General features: G+C 25.2%; 19 protein-coding genes. 8 read left to right on the top strand and 11 right to left on the bottom strand.

The genetic code is table 4. The features are described from left to right. The first annotated feature begins 47 nt into the window (after positions 1-47). Positions 48-611 (top strand): elongation factor P, encoded by a 564-nt coding sequence (efp, locus tag JS510_RS01820; RefSeq protein ID WP_205517066.1) that lies wholly within the window; start codon positions 48-50, stop codon positions 609-611. After that, positions 612-914: an MMB_0454 family protein gene (locus JS510_RS01815; protein ID WP_205517065.1), complete on the top strand. Its 303-nt coding sequence runs from the start codon at positions 612-614 to the stop codon at positions 912-914. A gap of 42 nt (positions 915-956) precedes the next feature. Here JS510_RS01815 and mgtE read toward each other — a convergent pair whose 3' ends face one another. The 4 genes from mgtE to JS510_RS01795 form a co-directional block, all read right to left on the bottom strand. After that, on the bottom strand, positions 957-2,408 hold the full coding sequence (gene mgtE / locus JS510_RS01810; RefSeq protein ID WP_205517064.1) for a magnesium transporter: 1,452 nt from the start codon (positions 2,406-2,408) through the stop codon (positions 957-959). A gap of 1 nt (position 2,409) precedes the next feature. Then, positions 2,410-2,982 (bottom strand): diadenylate cyclase, encoded by a 573-nt coding sequence (locus JS510_RS01805; RefSeq protein WP_205517063.1) that lies wholly within the window; start codon positions 2,980-2,982, stop codon positions 2,410-2,412. After that, positions 2,982-3,278 (bottom strand): hypothetical protein, encoded by a 297-nt coding sequence (locus JS510_RS01800; RefSeq protein WP_205517062.1) that lies wholly within the window; start codon positions 3,276-3,278, stop codon positions 2,982-2,984. The genes JS510_RS01805 and JS510_RS01800 overlap by 1 nt, the downstream gene beginning before the upstream one ends. A gap of 133 nt (positions 3,279-3,411) precedes the next feature. Beyond that, the gene (locus JS510_RS01795) at positions 3,412-4,167 is read right to left on the bottom strand and encodes a PQ-loop repeat-containing protein (RefSeq protein ID WP_205517061.1); all 756 of its coding nucleotides are present in this window, start codon (positions 4,165-4,167) and stop codon (positions 3,412-3,414) included. Positions 4,168-4,863: 696 nt separating this feature from the next. Between JS510_RS01795 and asnS the strand changes: the two genes are divergently transcribed. Genes asnS through JS510_RS01765 form a run of 6 tightly spaced genes read left to right on the top strand, consistent with a single transcriptional unit; the run spans position 4,864 to position 12,724 of the window. Beyond that, positions 4,864-6,222, top strand: a complete 1,359-nt coding sequence (asnS, locus tag JS510_RS01790) for an asparagine--tRNA ligase (protein WP_205517060.1) — start codon at positions 4,864-4,866, stop codon at positions 6,220-6,222. Between the two features lie 14 nt (positions 6,223-6,236). Continuing rightward, positions 6,237-7,244: a glycosyl transferase gene (locus JS510_RS01785; RefSeq protein ID WP_205517059.1), complete on the top strand. Its 1,008-nt coding sequence runs from the start codon at positions 6,237-6,239 to the stop codon at positions 7,242-7,244. Further along, complete coding sequence (locus JS510_RS01780) at positions 7,245-7,925, top strand: hypothetical protein (RefSeq protein WP_205517058.1); 681 nt, start codon at positions 7,245-7,247, stop codon at positions 7,923-7,925. A gap of 34 nt (positions 7,926-7,959) precedes the next feature. After that, positions 7,960-10,149 (top strand): UvrD-helicase domain-containing protein, encoded by a 2,190-nt coding sequence (locus tag JS510_RS01775; protein WP_332873702.1) that lies wholly within the window; start codon positions 7,960-7,962, stop codon positions 10,147-10,149. Between the two features lie 13 nt (positions 10,150-10,162). After that, complete coding sequence (locus JS510_RS01770) at positions 10,163-11,818, top strand: MHO_4530 family protein (protein ID WP_205517056.1); 1,656 nt, start codon at positions 10,163-10,165, stop codon at positions 11,816-11,818. 21 nt (positions 11,819-11,839) lie between these two features. Then, positions 11,840-12,724, top strand: coding sequence for a DegV family protein (locus JS510_RS01765; RefSeq protein WP_205517055.1), 885 nt, complete (start codon positions 11,840-11,842; stop codon positions 12,722-12,724). Positions 12,725-12,821: 97 nt separating this feature from the next. Here JS510_RS01765 and JS510_RS01760 read toward each other — a convergent pair whose 3' ends face one another. From JS510_RS01760 to JS510_RS01730, 7 genes are read right to left on the bottom strand one after another with little or no spacing between them, the layout of a single operon-like run. Continuing rightward, positions 12,822-14,201, bottom strand: coding sequence for an MSC_0618 family F1-like ATPase beta subunit (locus JS510_RS01760; RefSeq protein ID WP_205517054.1), 1,380 nt, complete (start codon positions 14,199-14,201; stop codon positions 12,822-12,824). Continuing rightward, the gene (locus JS510_RS01755; RefSeq protein WP_205517053.1) at positions 14,201-15,763 is read right to left on the bottom strand and encodes an MSC_0619 family F1-like ATPase alpha subunit; all 1,563 of its coding nucleotides are present in this window, start codon (positions 15,761-15,763) and stop codon (positions 14,201-14,203) included. The genes JS510_RS01760 and JS510_RS01755 overlap by 1 nt, the downstream gene beginning before the upstream one ends. Before the next feature lie 2 nt (positions 15,764-15,765). Then, a complete protein-coding gene (locus tag JS510_RS01750; protein ID WP_205517052.1) occupies positions 15,766-17,952 on the bottom strand; it encodes an MSC_0620 family F1-like ATPase-associated subunit in 2,187 nt (728 codons plus the stop codon). Then, positions 17,942-18,409 (bottom strand): MSC_0621 family F1-like ATPase epsilon subunit, encoded by a 468-nt coding sequence (locus tag JS510_RS01745; protein WP_205517051.1) that lies wholly within the window; start codon positions 18,407-18,409, stop codon positions 17,942-17,944. Before JS510_RS01745 ends, JS510_RS01750 begins: the two co-directional genes overlap by 11 nt. 11 nt (positions 18,410-18,420) lie before the next feature. Continuing rightward, positions 18,421-19,320 carry an MSC_0622 family F1-like ATPase gamma subunit gene (locus JS510_RS01740; protein WP_205517050.1) on the bottom strand — a complete coding sequence of 300 codons (900 nt, stop codon included), beginning with the start codon at positions 19,318-19,320 and terminating at the stop codon, positions 18,421-18,423. Positions 19,321-19,322: 2 nt separating this feature from the next. Continuing rightward, complete coding sequence (locus JS510_RS01735) at positions 19,323-19,814, bottom strand: DUF2714 domain-containing protein (protein ID WP_205517049.1); 492 nt, start codon at positions 19,812-19,814, stop codon at positions 19,323-19,325. Next, positions 19,789-21,273 carry an MSC_0624 family F1-like ATPase-associated membrane protein gene (locus tag JS510_RS01730; RefSeq protein WP_205517048.1) on the bottom strand — a complete coding sequence of 495 codons (1,485 nt, stop codon included), beginning with the start codon at positions 21,271-21,273 and terminating at the stop codon, positions 19,789-19,791. Before JS510_RS01730 ends, JS510_RS01735 begins: the two co-directional genes overlap by 26 nt. Positions 21,274-21,301: the final 28 nt, after the last annotated feature.

Raw genomic sequence — 21,301 nt, 5'->3', positions numbered from 1 at the left:
TATAAAATAAGTATTAAAAACTAACATGTTGAAATTAAGGAGAAAATATGATTAATGTTAATACATTTAAACCTGGCATTACTTTTGAAGATAATGGTGAAATTTTTGTAGTTTTAGAAGCGCAACATTCTAAGCAAGGCCGTGGGCAAGCTAATGTTAAAGCTAAGGTTAAAAACCTTAGAACAGGTAGCACAACAATTAAGTCATATACTGGCGGCGTAATGGTAAGTAAAGCACACATCGACAAAAGACCTATGAGTTATTTGTATTCTGATGGTAATAATATTATTTTAATGGATACTGAAACATATGAACAAGTTGAAATTCCAAATAGCCATGTTGAATGAGAATTAAATTTTTTAAAAGAAGGTATGATAGTTAAAGTTAGAAAATATAAGGATGAAATTCTTGACATTGAACTTGATGCAAATGTACCACTTCTTGTAACAGTTGCTCCTGATGCAGTTAAAGGTAATACTGCTAATAATCCTCAGAAAAAAGTTACATTAGAAACAGGTTATGAACTTGAAACACCTATGTTTATTTCAGAAGGTGAAACAATAGTTGTTTCAACGGAAACTGGCAAATATGTTGGAAGGGCTAATAAATAAATGAATTTCATTACAACTTTAAATGGCATTAATGAGCGTGTATCAATTTATGAAAATGCTTTTTTAGACTTAATCAAGCATGCTATAAATAATTCTAAAGTTATTAAATTAGCAAATTCGCCAAGAATTATATTTTTTGATGATAAGATAAATGCTTCATTTGTTATTGACATTACTATTAAAGCTAAAACTCCTTTAAAAGAAACAATTGATAATTTTACAAATGAAATAATTAATGGATTTGATGCCCTTTTAAACTATAAACCAAATAGTGTAAAAGTTTGCTTTACAGGTTATTTTTAGAAAAACAAAAAAACAAGGAAAATTGATTCCTTGTTTTTTTGTTTATAGCAGTGAAATAACTGCAAACGTAAATCCAAAAGTAATTAAAACAGTTATGATGTCTGATAAAACATTAAGAATAATAATCGGAATTGATGATGGATCTTTTTTAAGTTTAACCATCAAAATAGGTAATAAAGCTCCAAAAAGTGAAGATATTAAGATTGATATAAATAAAGCTATTGAAGTCCCAATAATTATTGCTCAATATTTATAACTACCATCATATGTTAGTTTATTAATAGCTCCATAATAAGCTGAAAGACGCAATAAATTAATGGCTGCAAGAATAAAACCTGTCAACATGCCCACTATCATTTCTCTTAAAATAGCTTTTTTATAGTCTTTTTTGCTAATTTTGTTTAGAGTAATAGCTCTTGAAATGCTTATATTTGACTGTGTTCCTGCGCTATTGTTAGTTATGCTTAAAACAGGAAATATTGCTGCAAAAGAAATGGTTAATATAGCATAATCAATCGTTTCATTAGCACTAGATTTGTCTAGAGTTTTTACTAATGCTCAATGAATAATAATTTGAGTTAATGTTGAAAATATTAAAATGAAAGAAAGTCATAAAATTCTTGATTGAAGAAGTTTATATCATGGTGTCTTTATATATTCATTATCAATAAATTTTTTACTAATTCCAGCAAATTTATATAAATCTTCAGTTCCTTCTTCTTGGATAACATCAATAACATCATCACTTGTTATCATGCCAATAAGTCTTTTTTCTTGATTAACAACAGGCAAAACTGACATATCATGCTCACTAAATATTTTTGCTGCATGTTCTTTTTTGTCACTTGTATAAACAAATGCAACAGGCGAATAAATGTCATCAATTAATTGATTAGGCTCAGCAAATGAAATTTCTTCAAGCGTAAGAACTCCTAAAAGTTGATTTGTATTTCCTATTACATAGTAATAATGAACAAGTTCTTTTTTATTTTTCTTATAATCTCTACGAATTTTGTTTAATGCTTGTTCGCAAGTGTATGAGTTTGGTAAGCTAGAGATATCTATACTCATTATACTTCCAACTTCATTGTCGTTATAACTTAGCAACTTATTCAATTGACTTCTTTTTTCACTATTTGTATAGGCTAAAATTTTGCTAGTTACATTTGCAGGCAGTTCATCTAAAACATCAACAAGCTCATCACTTTGAAGTTCTTGGAGAAGTTTCATCCCTCATTCTTCAGTAAAGCTTTTTGCTAACTCAACTTGAATATCTTCATCAAGATAACTATAAATACTTGCTGCAGAAGCAGTATTAAAAAGCCTTAGAATTGTTAACTGTTCTTCAAGTGTAAGAGATTGTATGGAGTCAGCAATTTGTGCATCAGGATATTCATCAACAAGGTTTCTTGCACCTTTTATATCCAAATTTTTGATTATATTTTTAATGAGTTCAATATTTAAATTTGAATCCATATTATTTTCTTCGCTCATACTAGTCCTTTAAGTATTTAACTAACTGTTCTTGGAATTGTTCAATTTTAACAGCGTAAAAAATTCCATTTTTAATTAATTTTATATTTCCTGTCTCTTCTGAGACAACAATGGTTGTTGCATCACATAACTCGCTTATCCCCATTGCAGCTCTATGCCTTGCTCCATATTGGTTATCTATAGATTTTTTAGTAATTTTATAAAAGGTTGAAGCATAGTAAATTTTATTGTCTCTAATAATTACTGCACCGTCATGTAATGGCGAGTATTTGTTAAAAATAGAAATTAATAAGCTAGAAGATATATTGGCATCAATAATAATTCCATCAGTTCTAAGGTTCTCTATATTGTCATTATTTTCAATTGTAATAAGAGCTCCAATTTTATTTTTTGAAAGGTATTCAACAGCTTCTCTTAACTGATTTATAAGTCTAATTTGGCTGCTTTTACCCATTTTATTAAAACGAGTTTTTTTGAATTTTGTACTAAAAATAGAAATTAAAATAGGTAAAGAAACAATCACCAAAATTAGAATACTAATAGTGAGAATAATTATTATAAGCGCTTCTTGCATTAAAGGCTTCCTATTAGTGTTCCAATTAAAAGAGTTGTAACAAGTAATAAAACTGTAGCTGCAATAGCCATTGTTCTAATAATTATGTTTCTTTTTTTATCTTCTAAACTTATTTCTTCATTATTTAATTTACAAAATGGTTCAGAGCATTTTTTATCAATAGGAATATCTTCTTCCCTAATAAGAGCTGGATTATTTAAAAATTCAATATTTTCTTGATGCATTTTTTCAAGCAATAATTTACGTTTTTCAATCTTAGCTTTGCATATCTCAGGATCTCTATCGATTGTTGCCATATATTTCTCCTTGTTTATTTATTAATTTAGGTAATATTATAATATCAAATTAATTGTTATTAATTTTAAATTTAAATCATAATTAGTAAAAAAATAAAAAGCCTATAAAATAGACTTTTTCGGTAAAAAACATTTAATTATTAATTTCCATATTTTGTGTATGTACTATTTTGTTTTTGTTCTTAAAATAGTAATATAGAAAAATTTGAGCAATATAAACTAATATTGCGATTGATTGGAATATTATGCAGACATATCACATAGGAATTCCAACAGGTAATAATGTAGCTAGGTAAATAAGTAATGTAGCATTTAAAACAATACCTAGATACAGCATTATCACACTAAGGCCTTCAGCACTTTTTAGTTTTAATGTTTTATAAATTTGAAGTGTAAATGGTAATGAGGTGCATAATGTTGCAACAACTGTTAGAGCAGTCATTTCAATTGATTCTGATTTCAAATTAGCTCTATAATTTGGGTTTGAATAAGCCATAATAATTCATATTGTAAAAGTTAAAGAAATTGATCAAACAAAAGAACCAATAACTGTCTTGAATCAAAAAGGTTTATTTTTATCATAAATTAAAAATGATGTTATTGTTAACGACATCACGATTAGAAAAAGATAGTTACCCAAAATGTTAATAATAGGGTCAGAATTGGGGTTGCTTTTACTATCAAATTCATAGGTTCCAACTCCGTCTTTTAGAACCATGGTAATTACAAATAATAATCCACCTATAAAATATATTAGGAATGTGCCATATGAAACGCTGGCAACATTTTTATTTTTATGAATTGCAATAAGTTGAGGAATGGCTATTGCAACCATTAATGCAGATGAAATTATTCCAAAAAATAAATTTACTATTGCTATATTTGACATATATACTCCTAAAAATAATATTAATTACTTTTATTCATTTTTTAAAACATAATACATTTTATTACAAAAAAAGTAAAAAAGTATTTTTGAATTTCAAGTATTTGTTTTTTTATTCATAAAGAAAAAATGTTAATAAAAAAGTGGATATATTTTTTATTCCTTTCAACATAAAACAAACTACTTTATAAAGATAAATTATTGTGTTATAAGTGATACAAAAATTAAAAATGTTATCAAACAAACATTTATTGAATAATTAAGTATTAAATTAATTTAGATTTTGTAATTTATATGACTTAATTATAGGTATAAAGGAAATTTAGATTGATGTATTTTTTTATAATTTTTTTATAAATTTTAAGATTTCAAAAATCATAAATTTTGATTTTAATTATTTTAAAACAATGCACTCTATATCAAATATTTTCAGTATATTATCTAAAGTATTTTTCTTTCAAATTAAGTATATATCAGTAATAATGATATTAATTTTTACATTTTATTATAAGAATTTATGCTGAATTCAATTTTATTTTTTTAGCTCATTTTATTTTTTGTTAATGTTTGTTTTATAGATAAAAAAGTAAAAAAACAACATAAAAAATCAAATTAATTTTTTTCTTTATTACTTATGTATAATTTAAATTAGTATTTAATATTTAATTAGTGTATTTATTTTTTTGAAAGTGAGTTTTTATGAAAACAGTATTAATAAATGAAGTATTTAAACAGCCAAAAAAATTTAGAAATTTAAATATTGCTATTAGAGCTTGGGTTGTTTCAAATAGAGGTAATAAAAAAATAAGATTTATTACAATTTCAGATGGATCAACAGTTGAACAATTACAGGTTACTATAAAAGGAAATAAATTTAATTTTGATGAGTTGGATTCTATTCGTATGGGTGCCGCAATCGAAACAAAAGGTGTCATAAAACTTACTCCAAATGCAAAACAACCTTTAGAATTGGTTGCTGAAAGATTTAAGTTATTAAAAAATGTTGATAGTGACTTTCCTATTCAAAAACAAGAAATTAATGTTGAAACACTTAGAGAATTTCCACATTTAAGACACAGAACAAATTTATTTAGATCTGTAATGTTAATTCGTTCAACATTGGCTCAAGAAATTCACAGATATTTTGCAGAAAAAGGTTTTTTGTATTTCAATTCTCCTATCATAACAAGTAATGATGGTGAAGGCGCTGGAGAATTATTTTATGTTAATGATGGTAACAAAAAAAATCCATTTTTCCCTTTAAATAATGCAACTTTGGGAGTAACTGGTCAATTGCATGCTGAAAGCTATGCTATTGGTTTTAATAAAGTTTATACTTTTGCACCAACGTTTAGAGCTGAACATTCCAATACCAAAAAACATGCTGCTGAGTTTTGAATGGTAGAGCCAGAAGTTGCCTTTTATGATTTAAAACAAATTATAAGGTTAGCAGATGATCTACTTAAAAATGTAATAAAAAATACAATTGCTAAACATCCTAAAGAGTTTGCATATTTATCAGAAAACATTGATAAAAATTTAATTAATAGACTCAAATCATTTATAAAAACTAAATTATCAATTTTAGACTATAAAGATGCTATTTTTGAGTTACAAAAAGTTAAAACAAGATTTGAAAATCAAGATATTAAATTTGGCTTGGATCTTGGCACCGAACATGAAAGATACCTTGCTGAGGAAGTGATAAAAGGGCCTGTTGCTATAATTAATTTTCCAAAATCATTTAAAGCATTTTATATGCATCAAAATAATGATGGTGAAACAGTTGCATCGTTTGATATGCTTGTACCAGGTATTGGTGAATTAATTGGTGGTAGCCAAAGAGAAGTTAGATATGAAAAGTTACTTCAAAGAGCATTAGAAGTTGGAATTAATCAAGAAGATTTACAATGATATTTTGATTTACGACGTTTTGGAGATGCAGGCTCATCTGGTTTTGGAATAGGTTTTGAAAGATTAGTTATGTATGTAACTGGTGTTGATAATATTCGTGATGTTATTCCTTATCCTAGAACAAGCGGTAATATAAAAATGTAATAAAAGGAGTATATATGCAGTTATCAATAATTGTCCCAAATGTTTCAAATAATACTGATTTAAAGAATGTTTTGTCAACATATAAGTATCAAGATAATCAAGATTTTGAGTTGATTTTATCCTTAACAAATCCTGGAAAAATAATGTATGGCACTATTGAAAAATATCTTGATTTTTTTGGTTCAAGACTTAAATTTATAGTGAATAACAAAAGAACTAGTGTTCAAGCAGAAATATTATCTGCTTTTCATTTGGTTAAAGGTAAATATTCATATATATTTTTTCCTGACAATGTAGGAAGATACTATTTTGTAAGTAGAATGATTGAATTAACTCATAAATATGATACTGAAATAATTGAATTCAGACCTAGATTAGTTAATTCTATAAGATGAAAACCTAATCCTAGAGTTACACAAGATACAATTTTTAAGATAGAAAAATATCCTGAAGTTGTAGCATATTCATACCCTTTTATTTTTAATAAAATTTTTAAATCTACACTATTGCATAAGTTTGATAGATTAAAAATTAAAGAATTTAATGATAGCAAGTTTTGTATATTTTTAACATATATATTGCTAACTAATGCTTGCTCATATGCTTATTATGGAGAACGTATTGTTCGTGAGAATATTTCATCTAATTTATGATTAGCTCCAAATAGTTTTATTTCTCAATTTGATATATTGCTCGAGAATTTAAAAACTAGCAATACAAAACTTCAATATGAAGTTCAGTATGCTAAGTATTATTTCTTACAAATTTTTCTTGCTGGATTATTAAAAACTTGAAGAAAAGGATTTTCGGTTTTTAATTATTTCAAAAATCGATCAAATTTTCTTGAAAGACGTTCTAAAAAGTATGCAGATGATTTATACAAATATTTACAAAGACAACAAAATAATGACAGCTTGTTTTTTGACACAAATATTTATGTAAATAAAAACACTTTTGAAAGTAAGTTAATAAAAACATTAACAGATATTGAAAAATGAGATAATGCATTGGAAAAAATGTAGATGTTACACAAAAATGTTACTTTTTGAATAAGACTATTTTATAGGGTTTTTGATATTTTTTGCTTTATTTCACTTGTTATTTTGTCTTTTTACCTAACTATAAGTAAAAAATTTAATGTTGATGAAAATTCATTCATTTTAAAATATTATTTGTTTTGAATATTATCAGTAATACAGGCTGCAATTTTATTTGTTTTAATACCTTTTTTTCTCGACGGAAGAACACTAGGAATGCTAATAAGCAGAGTTCAACTACTGTTAGATAATAGTAATAATGATTATCAAAAAGATAATAATTTAAAAAAAATTAGAATAATATGTTATCTTAAACGATCTGTTTTTTCATTTTGAATCTGATTTTTTATAGTTATTTTAATATTATTTTGTGTAAGACATAACGAGGTTAAGCTTTTTTTAGAATATATTAAAAACAATAATTCTTCATCAAAATTTAGTTTTGCTTTTGCCAATAATTTTTTAAAAATTTTTTTATCTATTTATATACTTTTTTTGACTATTGACCTATTATCGATAATAGTAAGTAAAAAACGTATAGGCATAATTGATTTATTAAGTAATTCAAGAGTTGTTTGAATTAAACATTACAATCCAATGAGTAGCTTGGAATCAAAATTAGTTCCTTTTTATAACAAAAATGAAAAATATAACATATTCGATTAAATGAAAATAGAAGTGGAAGGTAAATAAAATGTTCATGGATAAAGTTATCAAAAATCAACGTGACAGAATATTTGATGGTTTAAATGAAGAACAAAAAGAAGCATTGATGTATTTTGACGGCCCACTTAGAATAGTTGCTGGTGCAGGAAGTGGTAAAACTAGAGTTTTAACACGTAAAATAGCTTTTTTGATAAATGTACTAGGTATTTCTCCAAAATATATTTTAGCTGTTACATTTACAAATAAGGCTGCTAGTGAAATGGCTGAAAGAGTTGCTACATATACAAATACAAAATTTAATACTGAAAAAGCAGAAATTTCTACATTCCACTCTCTTTGTGCAAAGATTTTAAGGGAAGAGGCTTTTTATGTAAACCTTAAGCATGATTTTCAAATAATTGACAATAATGATAAAAAAAACATTATAAAATCTATTTTCAAAGATTTGGAAATGGATAGTTCAGATGTAAGTTTTAAAAACATAATTTCTTTCTTTTCATGAGCAAAAAATACAGAATGTGATTATGATGCCTTAGTTGATCATATTAATTCAAATCCTGAAAATGAGTTTTTTGGAAGTGGTGAAAAAATAGTTAAAATCTACAATATTTATAATGAAAAGTTGCAATCACTAGAAAGTCTTGATTTTGACGATTTACTCATTAAAACAGATGAATTATTTGCAAAAAACCCTACAATAGCTAAAAAATGAGCAAAAAAATATTCATATATATTAGTTGATGAATTTCAAGACACTTCTGCTATTCAATATGAAATTATTAAATATTTAGCTTCTGAAAAAGCACAATTAACTATTGTTGGAGATCCTGACCAAACTATTTATAGATGAAGAGGTGCTGATGTTAATTTAATTTTGAACTTTGATAAAGATTTTGAAGGCACAAAAACAATAATTTTGAACAAAAATTATCGTTCTACTAAAAAAATTCTTGAGTCAGCAAACTCATTAATTGAATATAACAAATTAAGATTCAATAAAAAATTAGAAACTGATAATGTTGAAGGTGAATCTATTGAGTTTATGCATGCTTTTAGTCCTGAAGCAGAAGTTAGATGAGTTGTACAAAAAATTAATGATCTCAAAAAGCAAAAAATTCAACTTAAAAATATAGCTATTTTTTACCGTTCTAATAGTTATTCTCGTAATTTTGAAGAACAACTTATGAATGAAAATATAAATTACAAAATTTTTGGTGGTGAAAAGTTTTACCAAAGAAAAGAAATTAAAGACGCACTTGCTTTTTTAAGAGTTATTTATGATGGCAATGATTTACAACTGTTAAGGATTATTAATATTCCACCAAGAAAAATTGGCGAAGTTACTCTTTCCAAGATAATTGAATTTTCTAAAGAAAAAAAATTATCTATTTATAAAACTTTGATTAATCATTTTAGAGAATTACCGGTTTCCACAGAAATAAAATCGAATATTGTATCCTTTCTGAATATTGTTAATAGATTTAGAGTAGCACTAAAATCTAATAAAATTCATATAGTTTTAGAAAAATTTCTTGAGGCAATAGGCTATTTTGATTACATCAATGATGATGTAGGTTTAAGAGGAACTGGTGAAGAAAATATTAGAGTTCTGCTAGAAGGTATTAAAGTTTGAGAAACTGAAAATCCAACAAAAAAAATAGCGGATTATTTTGAGTATATCTCATTAATGTCAGCTTCTGATGCATCTACTGATTCTATAAATTTCGTTTCTCTTATGACTGTTCATGCATCAAAAGGATTAGAATTTGATAATGTATTTTTAGTTGGAATGAGTGAAGGAGTTTTTCCACATTATCGTTCATGCAAATCTGATGAATCAATTGAAGAAGAGAGAAGACTTGTATATGTAGCCATAACCAGAGCAAAAGAAAAACTCTTTGTTAGTGATTCGCGTGGAATGCTTTTAAGCACAAATACTGAGAAAAAGCCTTCTCGTTTTCTTAAAGAAATGGGAATTAATGTTAGCAAGCATATACTTCAAAAAGATAATTCAGTTCTAGTTAATGATGAATTTGATGATGAGAAAAAAATAAAATTAAGAAACAAAAAAATTATAGTTGGAGATGTTATAAGTCACACATTTTTTGGTGAAGGTGAAGTTCTTGAAGTTAATGGAGACACTATAGTTGTTCATTTTGCTACACAAGGTGTTAAATCATTAGCAAAAAATCACCAATCCGTTAGACTACTAAAAGATAATTAAATCAATATAAAGGATGAAAAAAATGCCACAAGCTGTTGAAATTACTTTATGAATATTTTTTGTTATAAATTTGCTTTTTTTCATAGGCATTTTGTTTTATTTCACCTATAAAAAAGTAGCAAAAGTAAATTCATTTAACACAAATGGCATTTTATTTTTTAAAATAAATCCTAATTCAGGATCTGTTGTTAGGCTTAGTGATAAAAAAATAAGTGGCTCATTAAATTTTGATGATTCATCTGTTGGAATAGAAATTGATGAAACAATAAATTTTGAAAATTTCATTAATTATTTTCATAAAGAATCGCATGATAAGATAAGAGAATATATTTTTTCAAAAAAATTTGAACAACGTTTTAGTATTTCAACAAGGTTAAATTTTGACATGATTTCTGGCACAGATACATACAAGAGTTTAAAAGATGTCAATTTTAATATTGATAAAAAAGAATTTTTAGTTAAATTTTATCCTTCAGTGGATAAAAAAGCATTCTTTTGTTCAATTCATTGAAATATAAATTCAATTCAAACTAAATATAATCCATTTATCATGCTTCAAGGAAGTATGGATTTATTAAAGCTTCCAAATTATTATTATTTGTCTTTTGCTCTTTCTATTGATGAGTACTTTTTGACCCACAAGTTATATAATGAAGATATTAGACAAATCATAAAAATATTAAATTTAAATAGACATTCAGGTTGAGCATATTTAAAAAAAGGCATTTTGCACATTATGATTGGTTTTAATTCATTACGATCACTTAAAAAAGCAGAAAACTGTTGAAATAAAAAGATTGCTAGCTTGATCAAATATAATTCTCTAAATAGATACTTTAATAATATTGCATTAATTTCCTTTGAATTACCTAAAAATAGCAATGATATTAAAGTATTAAATAATAAAGCAAGATATCTAGTTCATAATTTAGAAAACGGTAATTCATTTGATAAATATGGTTCATGATTTATTGATAACATGGATCATAGTAGTGATTTTGTTGAATATACAAACAAAGTTGCAGAATTTTTTAATAAAAACACTATGCAAGAGTATGCTAAAGAACCTTTTTATGTTAAAGAATATGGCAATAATAATAACACTAACATAAAGTATTTAAAAAATAGAATTCTTGGATTTACAAATCATGATATGGAATTCTTCATGCAACTTCCATGATATAAATTTGTGTATACAAATATTTGAAATAAATATTTGATAACTTCTGAAGAAAATAATAATGATTTAATAATGATAGAAACAAATAATTTAGATTTTAAAAATTTAACATCTTATACAAGAAAAAATACAGTCGCCATTGTTAAACCAACTAAAAATAATTTCAATTATGATCTTATTAACAGCTTATTGAGCACTGTAGAAAATTATAAATATGACAATAAATTTCCTAATATAGGTTTCTATATAAAAGAACTCGATCAAAATATTTTTAATTATGTACATTCTAGAAAAATTAATACATTCATTATAAGCAAAGATATTTGTAGCAAAATTCTAATTGATTCAGAAATATATTTAAAATTGCAAACTTTTGTTGAAAAAATAAATAACTTCAAAAGAGCTTTGATAATATACGAAAATCTACCAGAAAATCTCGAGGATATAATGGTTGAAAAATTAATGGTTAAATATTACTATAATGTATAATTATTGAAACAAGGAGAAAAAATGACAAAAAAATTAGGCTTTGTGTTTGATTCATTTTCATCTAAAACACCTGAATTTATGGAAGAAAATAATTATGGTTATTTTCCTTTTAGAACAGATATAGATGGTGAAATTTTTACAGATTTTGGTGGCTATGAACAAAAGCATGTTCTTGAAAAAATTAAAAATTCAAAGGTTGCTAAATCATCATTACCAAATCTTGAACTCATGTCAGAAGTTATTAAACAAAAAAGCAAAGAATTTGATGATGTATTAGTTTTCTGTATAAGTAGTGCTCTTTCTTCTACATATCAACAAGTTGTTAAAATTGCTAGCGAATACCCAAATGTATATGTTTATGATAACTCTTGAGCAGGAGAACAATATTTTGATGTTGTAGATTATATTACAAAATATTATGAAGCAAATAATGGCGATATGAAATCTGTAATCAAAAAATTAGATGAAATAATGGAAAAGTCAATAATATATGTTTTTCCTCCTTCTGTAGATTATGTGATTAAAGGCGGAAGGGTTAGTTCATTTAAGAAATTTCTTCTTAGAGGAATTAAACTAATTGGTCTTAATCCTTATGTTAAATTTTATAAAAATGAGGCTTCAACTGGTGGGATAGGAAGAACTCAAAAAGGCGCTTTAAATAAAATGATCGACAAAATGATAACTTTTGGATCAGAATATTCCAAAGAATTTGATCCAAAAAAATTTAAATTTCATATTTTTCAAGGTTGCAATGACATTTTAGTTGAAAATGTAAAAAATATATTATCTAAACACAACATTGCACCTAAGTTAAGTGGTTTTATTCCATCGGCTGTGGCTGTACATACAGGTCCTGAAGCAGTATGTATCACAATGTTGCCAGATTTATCTGATTGAGACATTTAATAATTTAATTTATGAAAAAAGGCAAAATGCCTTTTTCTTTTTTTATCTTTTTTATAGTCTTTTTAATAAATAAAAAAGCCCAAAATGGACTTTTTTATTATAAACCTAATTCACTATCAGTTGGTATATTTAAAGCAGATCCAACATATGCAAATATTTCTGGGCTTTGTTTTATGTATTTACCCTCTGTAATTCTGATAACACTTTCAATAGTTTCATCTAATGGAACATACTGACCAGGAGATTTTGTAAAGTGTTCTGTCATGAAAAAGTTTTGTGTAAAAAAGTTTTCAAGTTGAAGAGCTTTCTTAACAATTATTTTACTTTCTGCATCAAGTTCATCAAAACCAAGAATTAAGATAACATCTTCAAGATCTTTGTAAGCTTTTAGAATTCTTTTTGCTTCAATAATTGCATTAAAATGTCTTTTAGATATTATTTTTTCATCAACAGAAATCGATGAGCTAGCTAACGGATCAAAAGCTGGAAATATATTTTTTGATGTTTGTTCACGAGAAAGAACCATATTTCCATCTAAGTGATTAAACACAGCAACAGCTGAAGGATCACTTAAGTCATCCATAGGCAAGAATACTGTTTGAAATGATGTTATAGCACCATTTTCATTTTTAAATAATCTATTTTGTACATTAGCAACATCGCTTTCGAGAGTAGATTGATAACCACCAACAGAAGGTTTTTTGCCAAGTGATGCACTAACTTCATTTTCTGCTTGTACAAAACGATAGATATTATCAATAAATAGTAAAACATCTTCCTTATCATAATCTCTTGAATATTCAGCAGCTGTTATACCGATTGGAACAATAGACATTCTAGCTCCTGCTGATTCATTCATTTTTGATATATACATTGTTGAGTTTTTCATAAGATTTGATTGTTTTAACTCTTCATAAAGTTCAATAGCTTCTCTAGAACGCTCACCAGATCCAATAAAAATATTTGAAATATTTTCTGACTTACTACTAATATTAAAAATAATTTCTTTCATTAAAACAGTTTTTCCGACACCAGCACCACCAAAAATACCAAGTTTAAAACCTTTAACAATAGGAATAAAGAAGTCAATTGCTTTAATTCCAGTTTCTACAATTTCAAATTTAGTGCTTAAATCCCTTTTTTGATTCATAATTGAATTCATTTCAATTAATTTGGGAGCTTTAGAACTATTATTATCTAGTGCAACTCCGCGGAAGGAATAAATGTTACCCCTTGCGTTTTTACCAACAGGAACCATGAAACTTTTACCTGTAGCTTCAATTTTGTCTGATAATGAAATTTGAGTTGATGAGTATATAATTATGCTTTTAATTGTTGATTCATTTACAATGCTTTTAACAAGCAAATATGTTTTGCCATCATGAGTTGTTAATAATTCATTTACAGATGGTAATTTAGCGTTTTCAAACTGAACTTCAATAACATCACTTGAAATTCCTACAATTTTTCCTGTCATTATTTATCTCCTAACTTGATGGCTGTATTTTCTAAAAAGTCCTTTGAAATAGGCATAAATTCATAATCGTAATCTATATCTCAACCTAAATTTGCATAATCAGAATACTCTTTTAATGCAAAAGCAAAGTAATTCTTTACCAATGTATCATCATATTCAGCATTAGCTTTTATGCTTTCAAATTGTTTTATTCCTTCTGGATAATTTGTAATAAATTCATCAATAAATTGAAGCGCTTTTTGTTCATCTTTAATATTTTTTATTAATGATCAACTTATAATTTTTGTCATTATAAGTACAAAGTTATGTGAGTAAATTGAGTAACCTTTTTGTTCAAATAATTTAGTAATCATTTTACCTTTGTACATTAAAAGAGCTATTTCTTTGTTTAATTCATAGTCTAAAATAGATAACTTAAGGTGTCTCTTATATTTTCTATATATTTTTCCGACTTCAGCAGCTATTTTAGTTATAGTTCTATCTTGTACGCTTGAACCAGTTCTTGAAACAGAAAAATCTATATCAATAGCTGGCAGCACACCTTGAGAAAATAATTTACTACTTGTAACTATTTGACCATCAGTAATAGAAATAATATTTGAAGAAATTAAACTTGTAATGTCACCATCTATTGTTTGTACAATTGGAAGTGCTGTAATGGTTTTTCTATCTTTGAATGCACCAGCTCTTTCTAATAATTGTGAGTGTGCAAAAAACATATCACCAGGCATTGCTTCTTTACCTACTGGTCTATCACTTAAAAGCGCCATTTCTCTAAAAATATTTGCATGTTTAGTTAAATCATCAAAAATTATTAAGACATCATCATTTAAAGAAATGTTTTCTGCATGTGCCATACCAACATAAGGAGCTAAATATTGTTCGTAGGCGCTAATAGCAGGGGCATCAATAATAATAGTATGTTGAAGAGCATTAAATTCTTTTAGTGTATTATAAATTTTTGAGATATTTTCTCTTTTTTGACCTATTGCCACATAAACACATTTAATGCTTTTTTGACTTTGATTAATAATAGTATTAAGAGCAATATGTGTTTTTCCAGTTTGTCTGTCACCAATAATCAATTCTCTTTGACCTTTACCAATAGGAATTAAAAGATCGATGCTTGTTATACCCGTATATAGTTGTTCATTAAGTCGTTTAACTTTCATTAAATCATGAGCTAATTTAAAAGTATCGGAGCTTGTGCTGTTTGCACTTGGAAAAATTACTTTTTTTTCTGGCAATACTGCATTACCATATATATCAATCACTTTACCAAAATGATCTTTTGTAGTAGTTACTTTATTATCTTGAGAAACTAATGTAATTTCATCGCCAATTGAAATTTTTTTTCCTTCTTCATTTGCTAATAAATAAGCTGAATCAGTTGTAGCACTCATTAAGAATAATTTAACATCTTTATTTTTTGTTGATGTAAAAATTTGTTGTTGCTTGTAATTAAATTTTCCGTTTACTACTATCATATAGTCGAATATGGCACTTACTTTTGGTAGGGATCCATTTTCAACTTTTTTTACTGTATTATCTATTTTTTGCATTTTTATCCTTTAATTCCTAAGATTAACATAATTAATCCAATAACTGTTATCATTAATGAAATAATTCCGCTAACAGTTAAAACAGTTTTGAAATTTTTGCCTTTTATTTTTTGTTTTTTAATTAAGAAAATTATTATACTTACAATAATAAACATTAAACTAATTGCAATGAATATTGATCCAATAATTGTTTTAGAATTATTAATTTTTCTTTCACTATTTTTTATTATATTTACAGCTTCATTGTAACTATCAATAAGTTCTTTTTCTTCTTTTGAGGCTTTAGCTGGTTTCTTGGTATCTAACAATTTTGATAAAATGTCTATTTTATTTTTAATAATTGATGAATCAGAAATATATTCATCAAATCATTTGTGTAAATTCAATGAATTTACTCATTTAGAAGATTTTTGTGATAATGATTTGAATTTTAAAATTCTAAAATTTAAAAGATCAACTAATTTATCAATGTATTTTACTTCTAAATTTAATTCTTTAAATTTTTCTTTAATAGCTTTTTTAGATTCTTCTGATTCCAAATGACTTTTAAAACCAGATTCTTTATCATTTAAAATGTAATCATATGTATCTGCCAATGCATTTCAATAGTATTTACCATTTATATCTGATTCATGTAATGCCAGTAATATTTCACTAAGAATTTCATTTGAACTTTGAACAACATATTTATTATTGGGATTATTAAAATCAATATTATGATTTTTGTATTTATCATTAATTGAAGATCATTTTTCTACTATTTTATCTTTATTAATTACACCTACAGCTCCAGCAACTATAGCATTCATAGTTTCCATTAATGCATTATTCCCTAATTCTGGATAGTTAAGTCTTTCATCCAAGCCCACTGATTTATAAAGCTTAACAAAATTTTCTCTGATAATTCTAATTTGATTTTCAAGTAAAAATTGTATATTTTTTGAATTGTTATTTGACATTTCAACATCAATTGCATAATTTCTTGAAACATCAGATTGTGCTGCAGTGTCTGTAATTTGAACAGTAGCAGTTAATTGCGTTTTATTTATAACATTTGATATAGATAAATTTTTAACAAAATATTTATATCTTGTATTTATAGGGTTATTAAAGAAAAACATCTTGTTTTTTTCATCTGGAGAGGAACTATCGAAGATATTTTTTAATTCAGTCATTGACTTGCCTAGATGTTTGTATGAAATCAATGGTTTTAAAGATGGTATTTCTAAAGGAACTTCGTTAGCATCATGAATTTCTATAGCATCTAAATCTTTTTTTGGTACAAGAGGAGGAATTACAACAGGGGCAACTGGTCTTTTTTTAGCATTATTTTGATGTACTTCTTCAATATATTGTTCATTTTGTTTTAAATCAAATTCAACAAATTTAGGTTTTATTCTATTAATTATGTATTCAGATCATGTTTTAAAACCAACTGGAGAACTAATTATCAGACCATTAACTTTTAGAGAAGGATTAGCAGGATCATTTACTTCTTTATCAATTAAAAAAATGTCTTTTCCAATTTTAGGTATATCTTTATCTGCATCAACCATTCTTTTTGCTTGCATTATAAGCTCATTTGTATATTTCTCTAGTTCTTTTTTAAATCTATCTTCAGTTATAAAGTTATCACTTTTACTATCTATTGTAATTAAGTCGCCTTTTTCAGGATTAATAAGCTCTGAATAATTTAGCTTATTATCTTTTCCCATTTTTATATTATTATAGGTTTTTCCATTAAACTTAACTATACCAACATTATATTTCTTTTCATTAGCAATAACATATGGGAATCTAACAGGAAAACCATATTCATCAGGTTTTTTGATAATTTTTTGTTTATTATTTTTGAAATAACTTATTAAAGATAATAAATGAATTTTTTGTTCTAGTTTTTCATAATATTTATCATCAGGTTTGTCAAGGGAGCCTATTTTATCTACTTTAGTTTTTAAAAATGAAATTGTTTCATCAATAGCTTTGTCTATAGCTTCTTTTATTTTATTTTCAGCTAATTGTTTAAATTTATCAAAATTTTTATCAATTTCTTTTTTTGGTTCTTGAGGTTTGGTTGGTTTATCATCTGGTTTACCATTTGCTTCACCAGCACTTATTAAAACAATTGGAGAAGAAATAAATAATGTTGAAGCGAAGACTCTATTTAGTAATATTTTTTTAATTTTCATAGTCTAATTCAATTTTCTTAAGATTAAATTTATGAGTATTTCTTAAGATATATTGCTCCTGTTTAATTTTTTTAAGTTTTAAAAATAATTCTAAATCCATACCTATTTTTTGCATATTTTTTAATGAAGCTATTTTTTTATCTAAAATTTTAATATTTTCATTTATGCTTTTCTTAACTTTAGAAATTTGATAAAAATCAAGATAACTTGTTGTATTAATGTAAATGTTGTCATTTTCTGCAATGATATTTGAGTTTTTTGCAAAAATGTAAAATTCCTTTTCATTAATGTGATCATAAATTTTTAATAGTACTATTTCATATCCAAATATCGAGTTATTTGTTACTTTAACTCATTCATTTTCATCATTTAAGTAAACAAATACTTCAGAATTATCAAGCATTATCTTTTTGTCAAATATGAAACTGATTGTAGTTTTAAAATATTTAGTTGACATTTTAACACCTCTTATTTAATAATCCTATTATTTTTGCTTGTTAAAAGAACTATTTCTTCAATTTCAATTTCTCGCTTAATTCTATTTATTTTTTTATTAATTTTTTTCATTTCTTCTTCTAATTCATTGGATATTTTATTCATTCTTACAAGCCCAACTTTTGCTTTATAAAATGATGATTCAACAAGTAATGAATGAATTGAATTTTCAATGAAAGAATCAATTTTGATATTTATAAAATCGTTGATATTAGGATAAATCTTAAACTTCTTTATATTAATATTTTTTTGTTTTTCTTTATTGTCAATTAAATTGCTTATATTGAAATTTGATATAGGTAATATTGTAAAATTACCATTAACATTTTTGTTTGAATTAATTACAAAAAGAAGTTTTTCATAGTTATTTTGGGAAAAAAGAATTTTCACTATTTGAGTTAACTCTCAAGATAAATCATCTGTCTTTTGATTTTCACTATAAGATTTAATTATGTTTAGCTTATTGTCAAGACAAAATTTATTAGCTCTTTTTCCAATTGTAATAAAGTCAGCTGTTTTTTTATTTATTGATTTTAAAATATTTTCTTCATACCTAGAATAAGAATCTGTTGAAAATTTTTGTTCTTCAGTAACATAAATTCATAATTCTCTGCTGTTTATAAATCAATTTGTTAACTTTTTGAAAAGTGAACTAGATCAAGAACTATTTTTATCAATTAAAGAATTAGTAATTTGATACTCGTTTTTTATTGCTAAAAGTATATTTTGACTATAAATTGAATTATTAACATAAAAATTTAACAATTTATTTTGTTTAATCATTTCTATTAACAAAATATTTTTGTCTGTATTTGTTTTCGTCTCTATTTTTTTGAAATTATTTAATTTCTCTTCAAGTTTTCTAAAGTCCATATTTAACCTCTATATAAAACTTGTGAACTATCGAAAACAATTTTTAGTGAATTTGTATTTTTTGACTTAAATACAACAATATTTGGAAAAATTTCTACATACATTCCTTTTTCTAAAAGAGTTTCAATTCTTGAATTAATTTTTGTCAGAAAATCACCTAATTTGCCTGGTTGATTTGATTTAAAGTTGATGCCGTCAACATTGCTACTTTCTTCAAATTTTATTGTAGGAACAAGTGCTTGCATATTTATTTTTAAATCAACATCAAAGTGAACAATGAAAAAATCAAAAATTAAATCAAATTTTTTGCTTATGCCTTCGTTGTACATTCTATCGAATTCTAAGTACTCAGGCGATTTAAACCCTAGGCTAGATTCTAATAGTGAACTTGCTACTACCTTTTCGTAACTTACAAAAATATCTGAATTAATTGCTTCTTTATACAAGTTAAAAATTTGAAATTCGCCGTTATTTAGTTTGTTTGATTTTTTCATTTTTAGCCTCGACTTTCTCTTTATTTTCCACTTTAGAAATTTTTATTATTGTTTTAAATATGTAAATTGTAACTATTGTTATAAAAGCTAGTTGGAAAAACACTGTGATTATTGTTAAAATTTGCATTAATGACAAATGAGAATTAATGATGTAAAAAGCCTTATTAGATTCACTTAATAACACTTGGTTTAATCCAAATATAAATGAAATTACAACAATTATTGCAATGTTTATGCCTACGAAATAAAGGTTTAAATAATTAAGTATTTTGTTCTTTTTATAATAAATAAAGAACATTGTTACACTTGAAAAAATTGTTAAGAATAAATTAATAAGATTAACAATAGAAGAATACTTTGCAAATGATGACATTAGAAAAATTGTTCATGATATAAGTTGGAAGAAAGCAAGATATAAAACATTAAGTAGGTTACTATTCAGAACTATTTTTTTGTTAAAAAAGTTAGTTATTACTAAAAATGCAAATAATGAAGCAATTAAAATGTTGCTTATTCCATATAAAAGCCCTAAATAATTAATTTCTTCTGGCCTAAAGTAATTATTTGTCGGTATTTTTAAGCTAAAAAGAGAAAGTAATCAAATTAAAATTGCACTCAATGTTGTTAAGTAAAATGAAATTCTACTTTTAAAATTAACAAAATCATACTGTCTATAAATTATTTCATAGATAGAATAAATTTTTAAACCAGTTAAAAGTAATCCAATTATTAATGATAAGCTAGTAATTATTAATAAATTAGTAATACTTTTAGTATTAAAAAGCTGATGTAGTCAATTGTAAAATTTATTGTTAAATAATGCTTCTCCGGATGGGTTTTCCCCTATTCAAAACATAAAAACTGTTATTGTCAAAGCACAAAGAGTGATTCTAGAAACGATATCAATAATAAGAGGAGTTTTGCTTGAAAATACAATAGGGAACAATCTTCTTTTAATAAAGTAATTAAATAAAGTGTATGAAATATCAACTAATAATATTGGTATTAAAGCATAAAGTAAATTTTTAACATTGGTAGTATCAGAAACATGTACTAAATGAAATAATGAAAATCCTACTAATGATAAAACTAAATATAAAGTGAACCAAATGGAGTAAATTTTTATATGTTCTTTATTTTTATTTATATTGATAAATCCTTTAAGTAGAGGATAAAAATAAATAAACGAAATAATTAATATTCTAAAAATAATTAATCAATTTCATCCTTCATATTCCTTGGATGAGAAGTCAAAAATAATTTTCAAATCAGAAAAATTCTTTTGGTTAAAAAAGCTATTTTTTATTGTAAATAATATTGTTATAAATGAGACAAATAAATATAAAAGCATAATAGCTTTATAAATATTTGCTGTTATATTAATTCTTTTTGATTCTGCAATATTTTGACTATCATCATATATTTTTTTATTATATTCGATAGTTTTAGTGTTTGTCATATTTTCCTTATTTATAATTGAATTAGAT

Origin of the sequence: Mycoplasma tauri, from assembly GCF_016925555.1 — a bacterium.
GTDB classification, from domain to species: domain Bacteria; phylum Bacillota_I; class Bacilli_A; order Mycoplasmatales; family Metamycoplasmataceae; genus Mycoplasmopsis; species Mycoplasmopsis tauri.
This window is presented reverse-complemented; position numbering and strand designations above follow the sequence as displayed.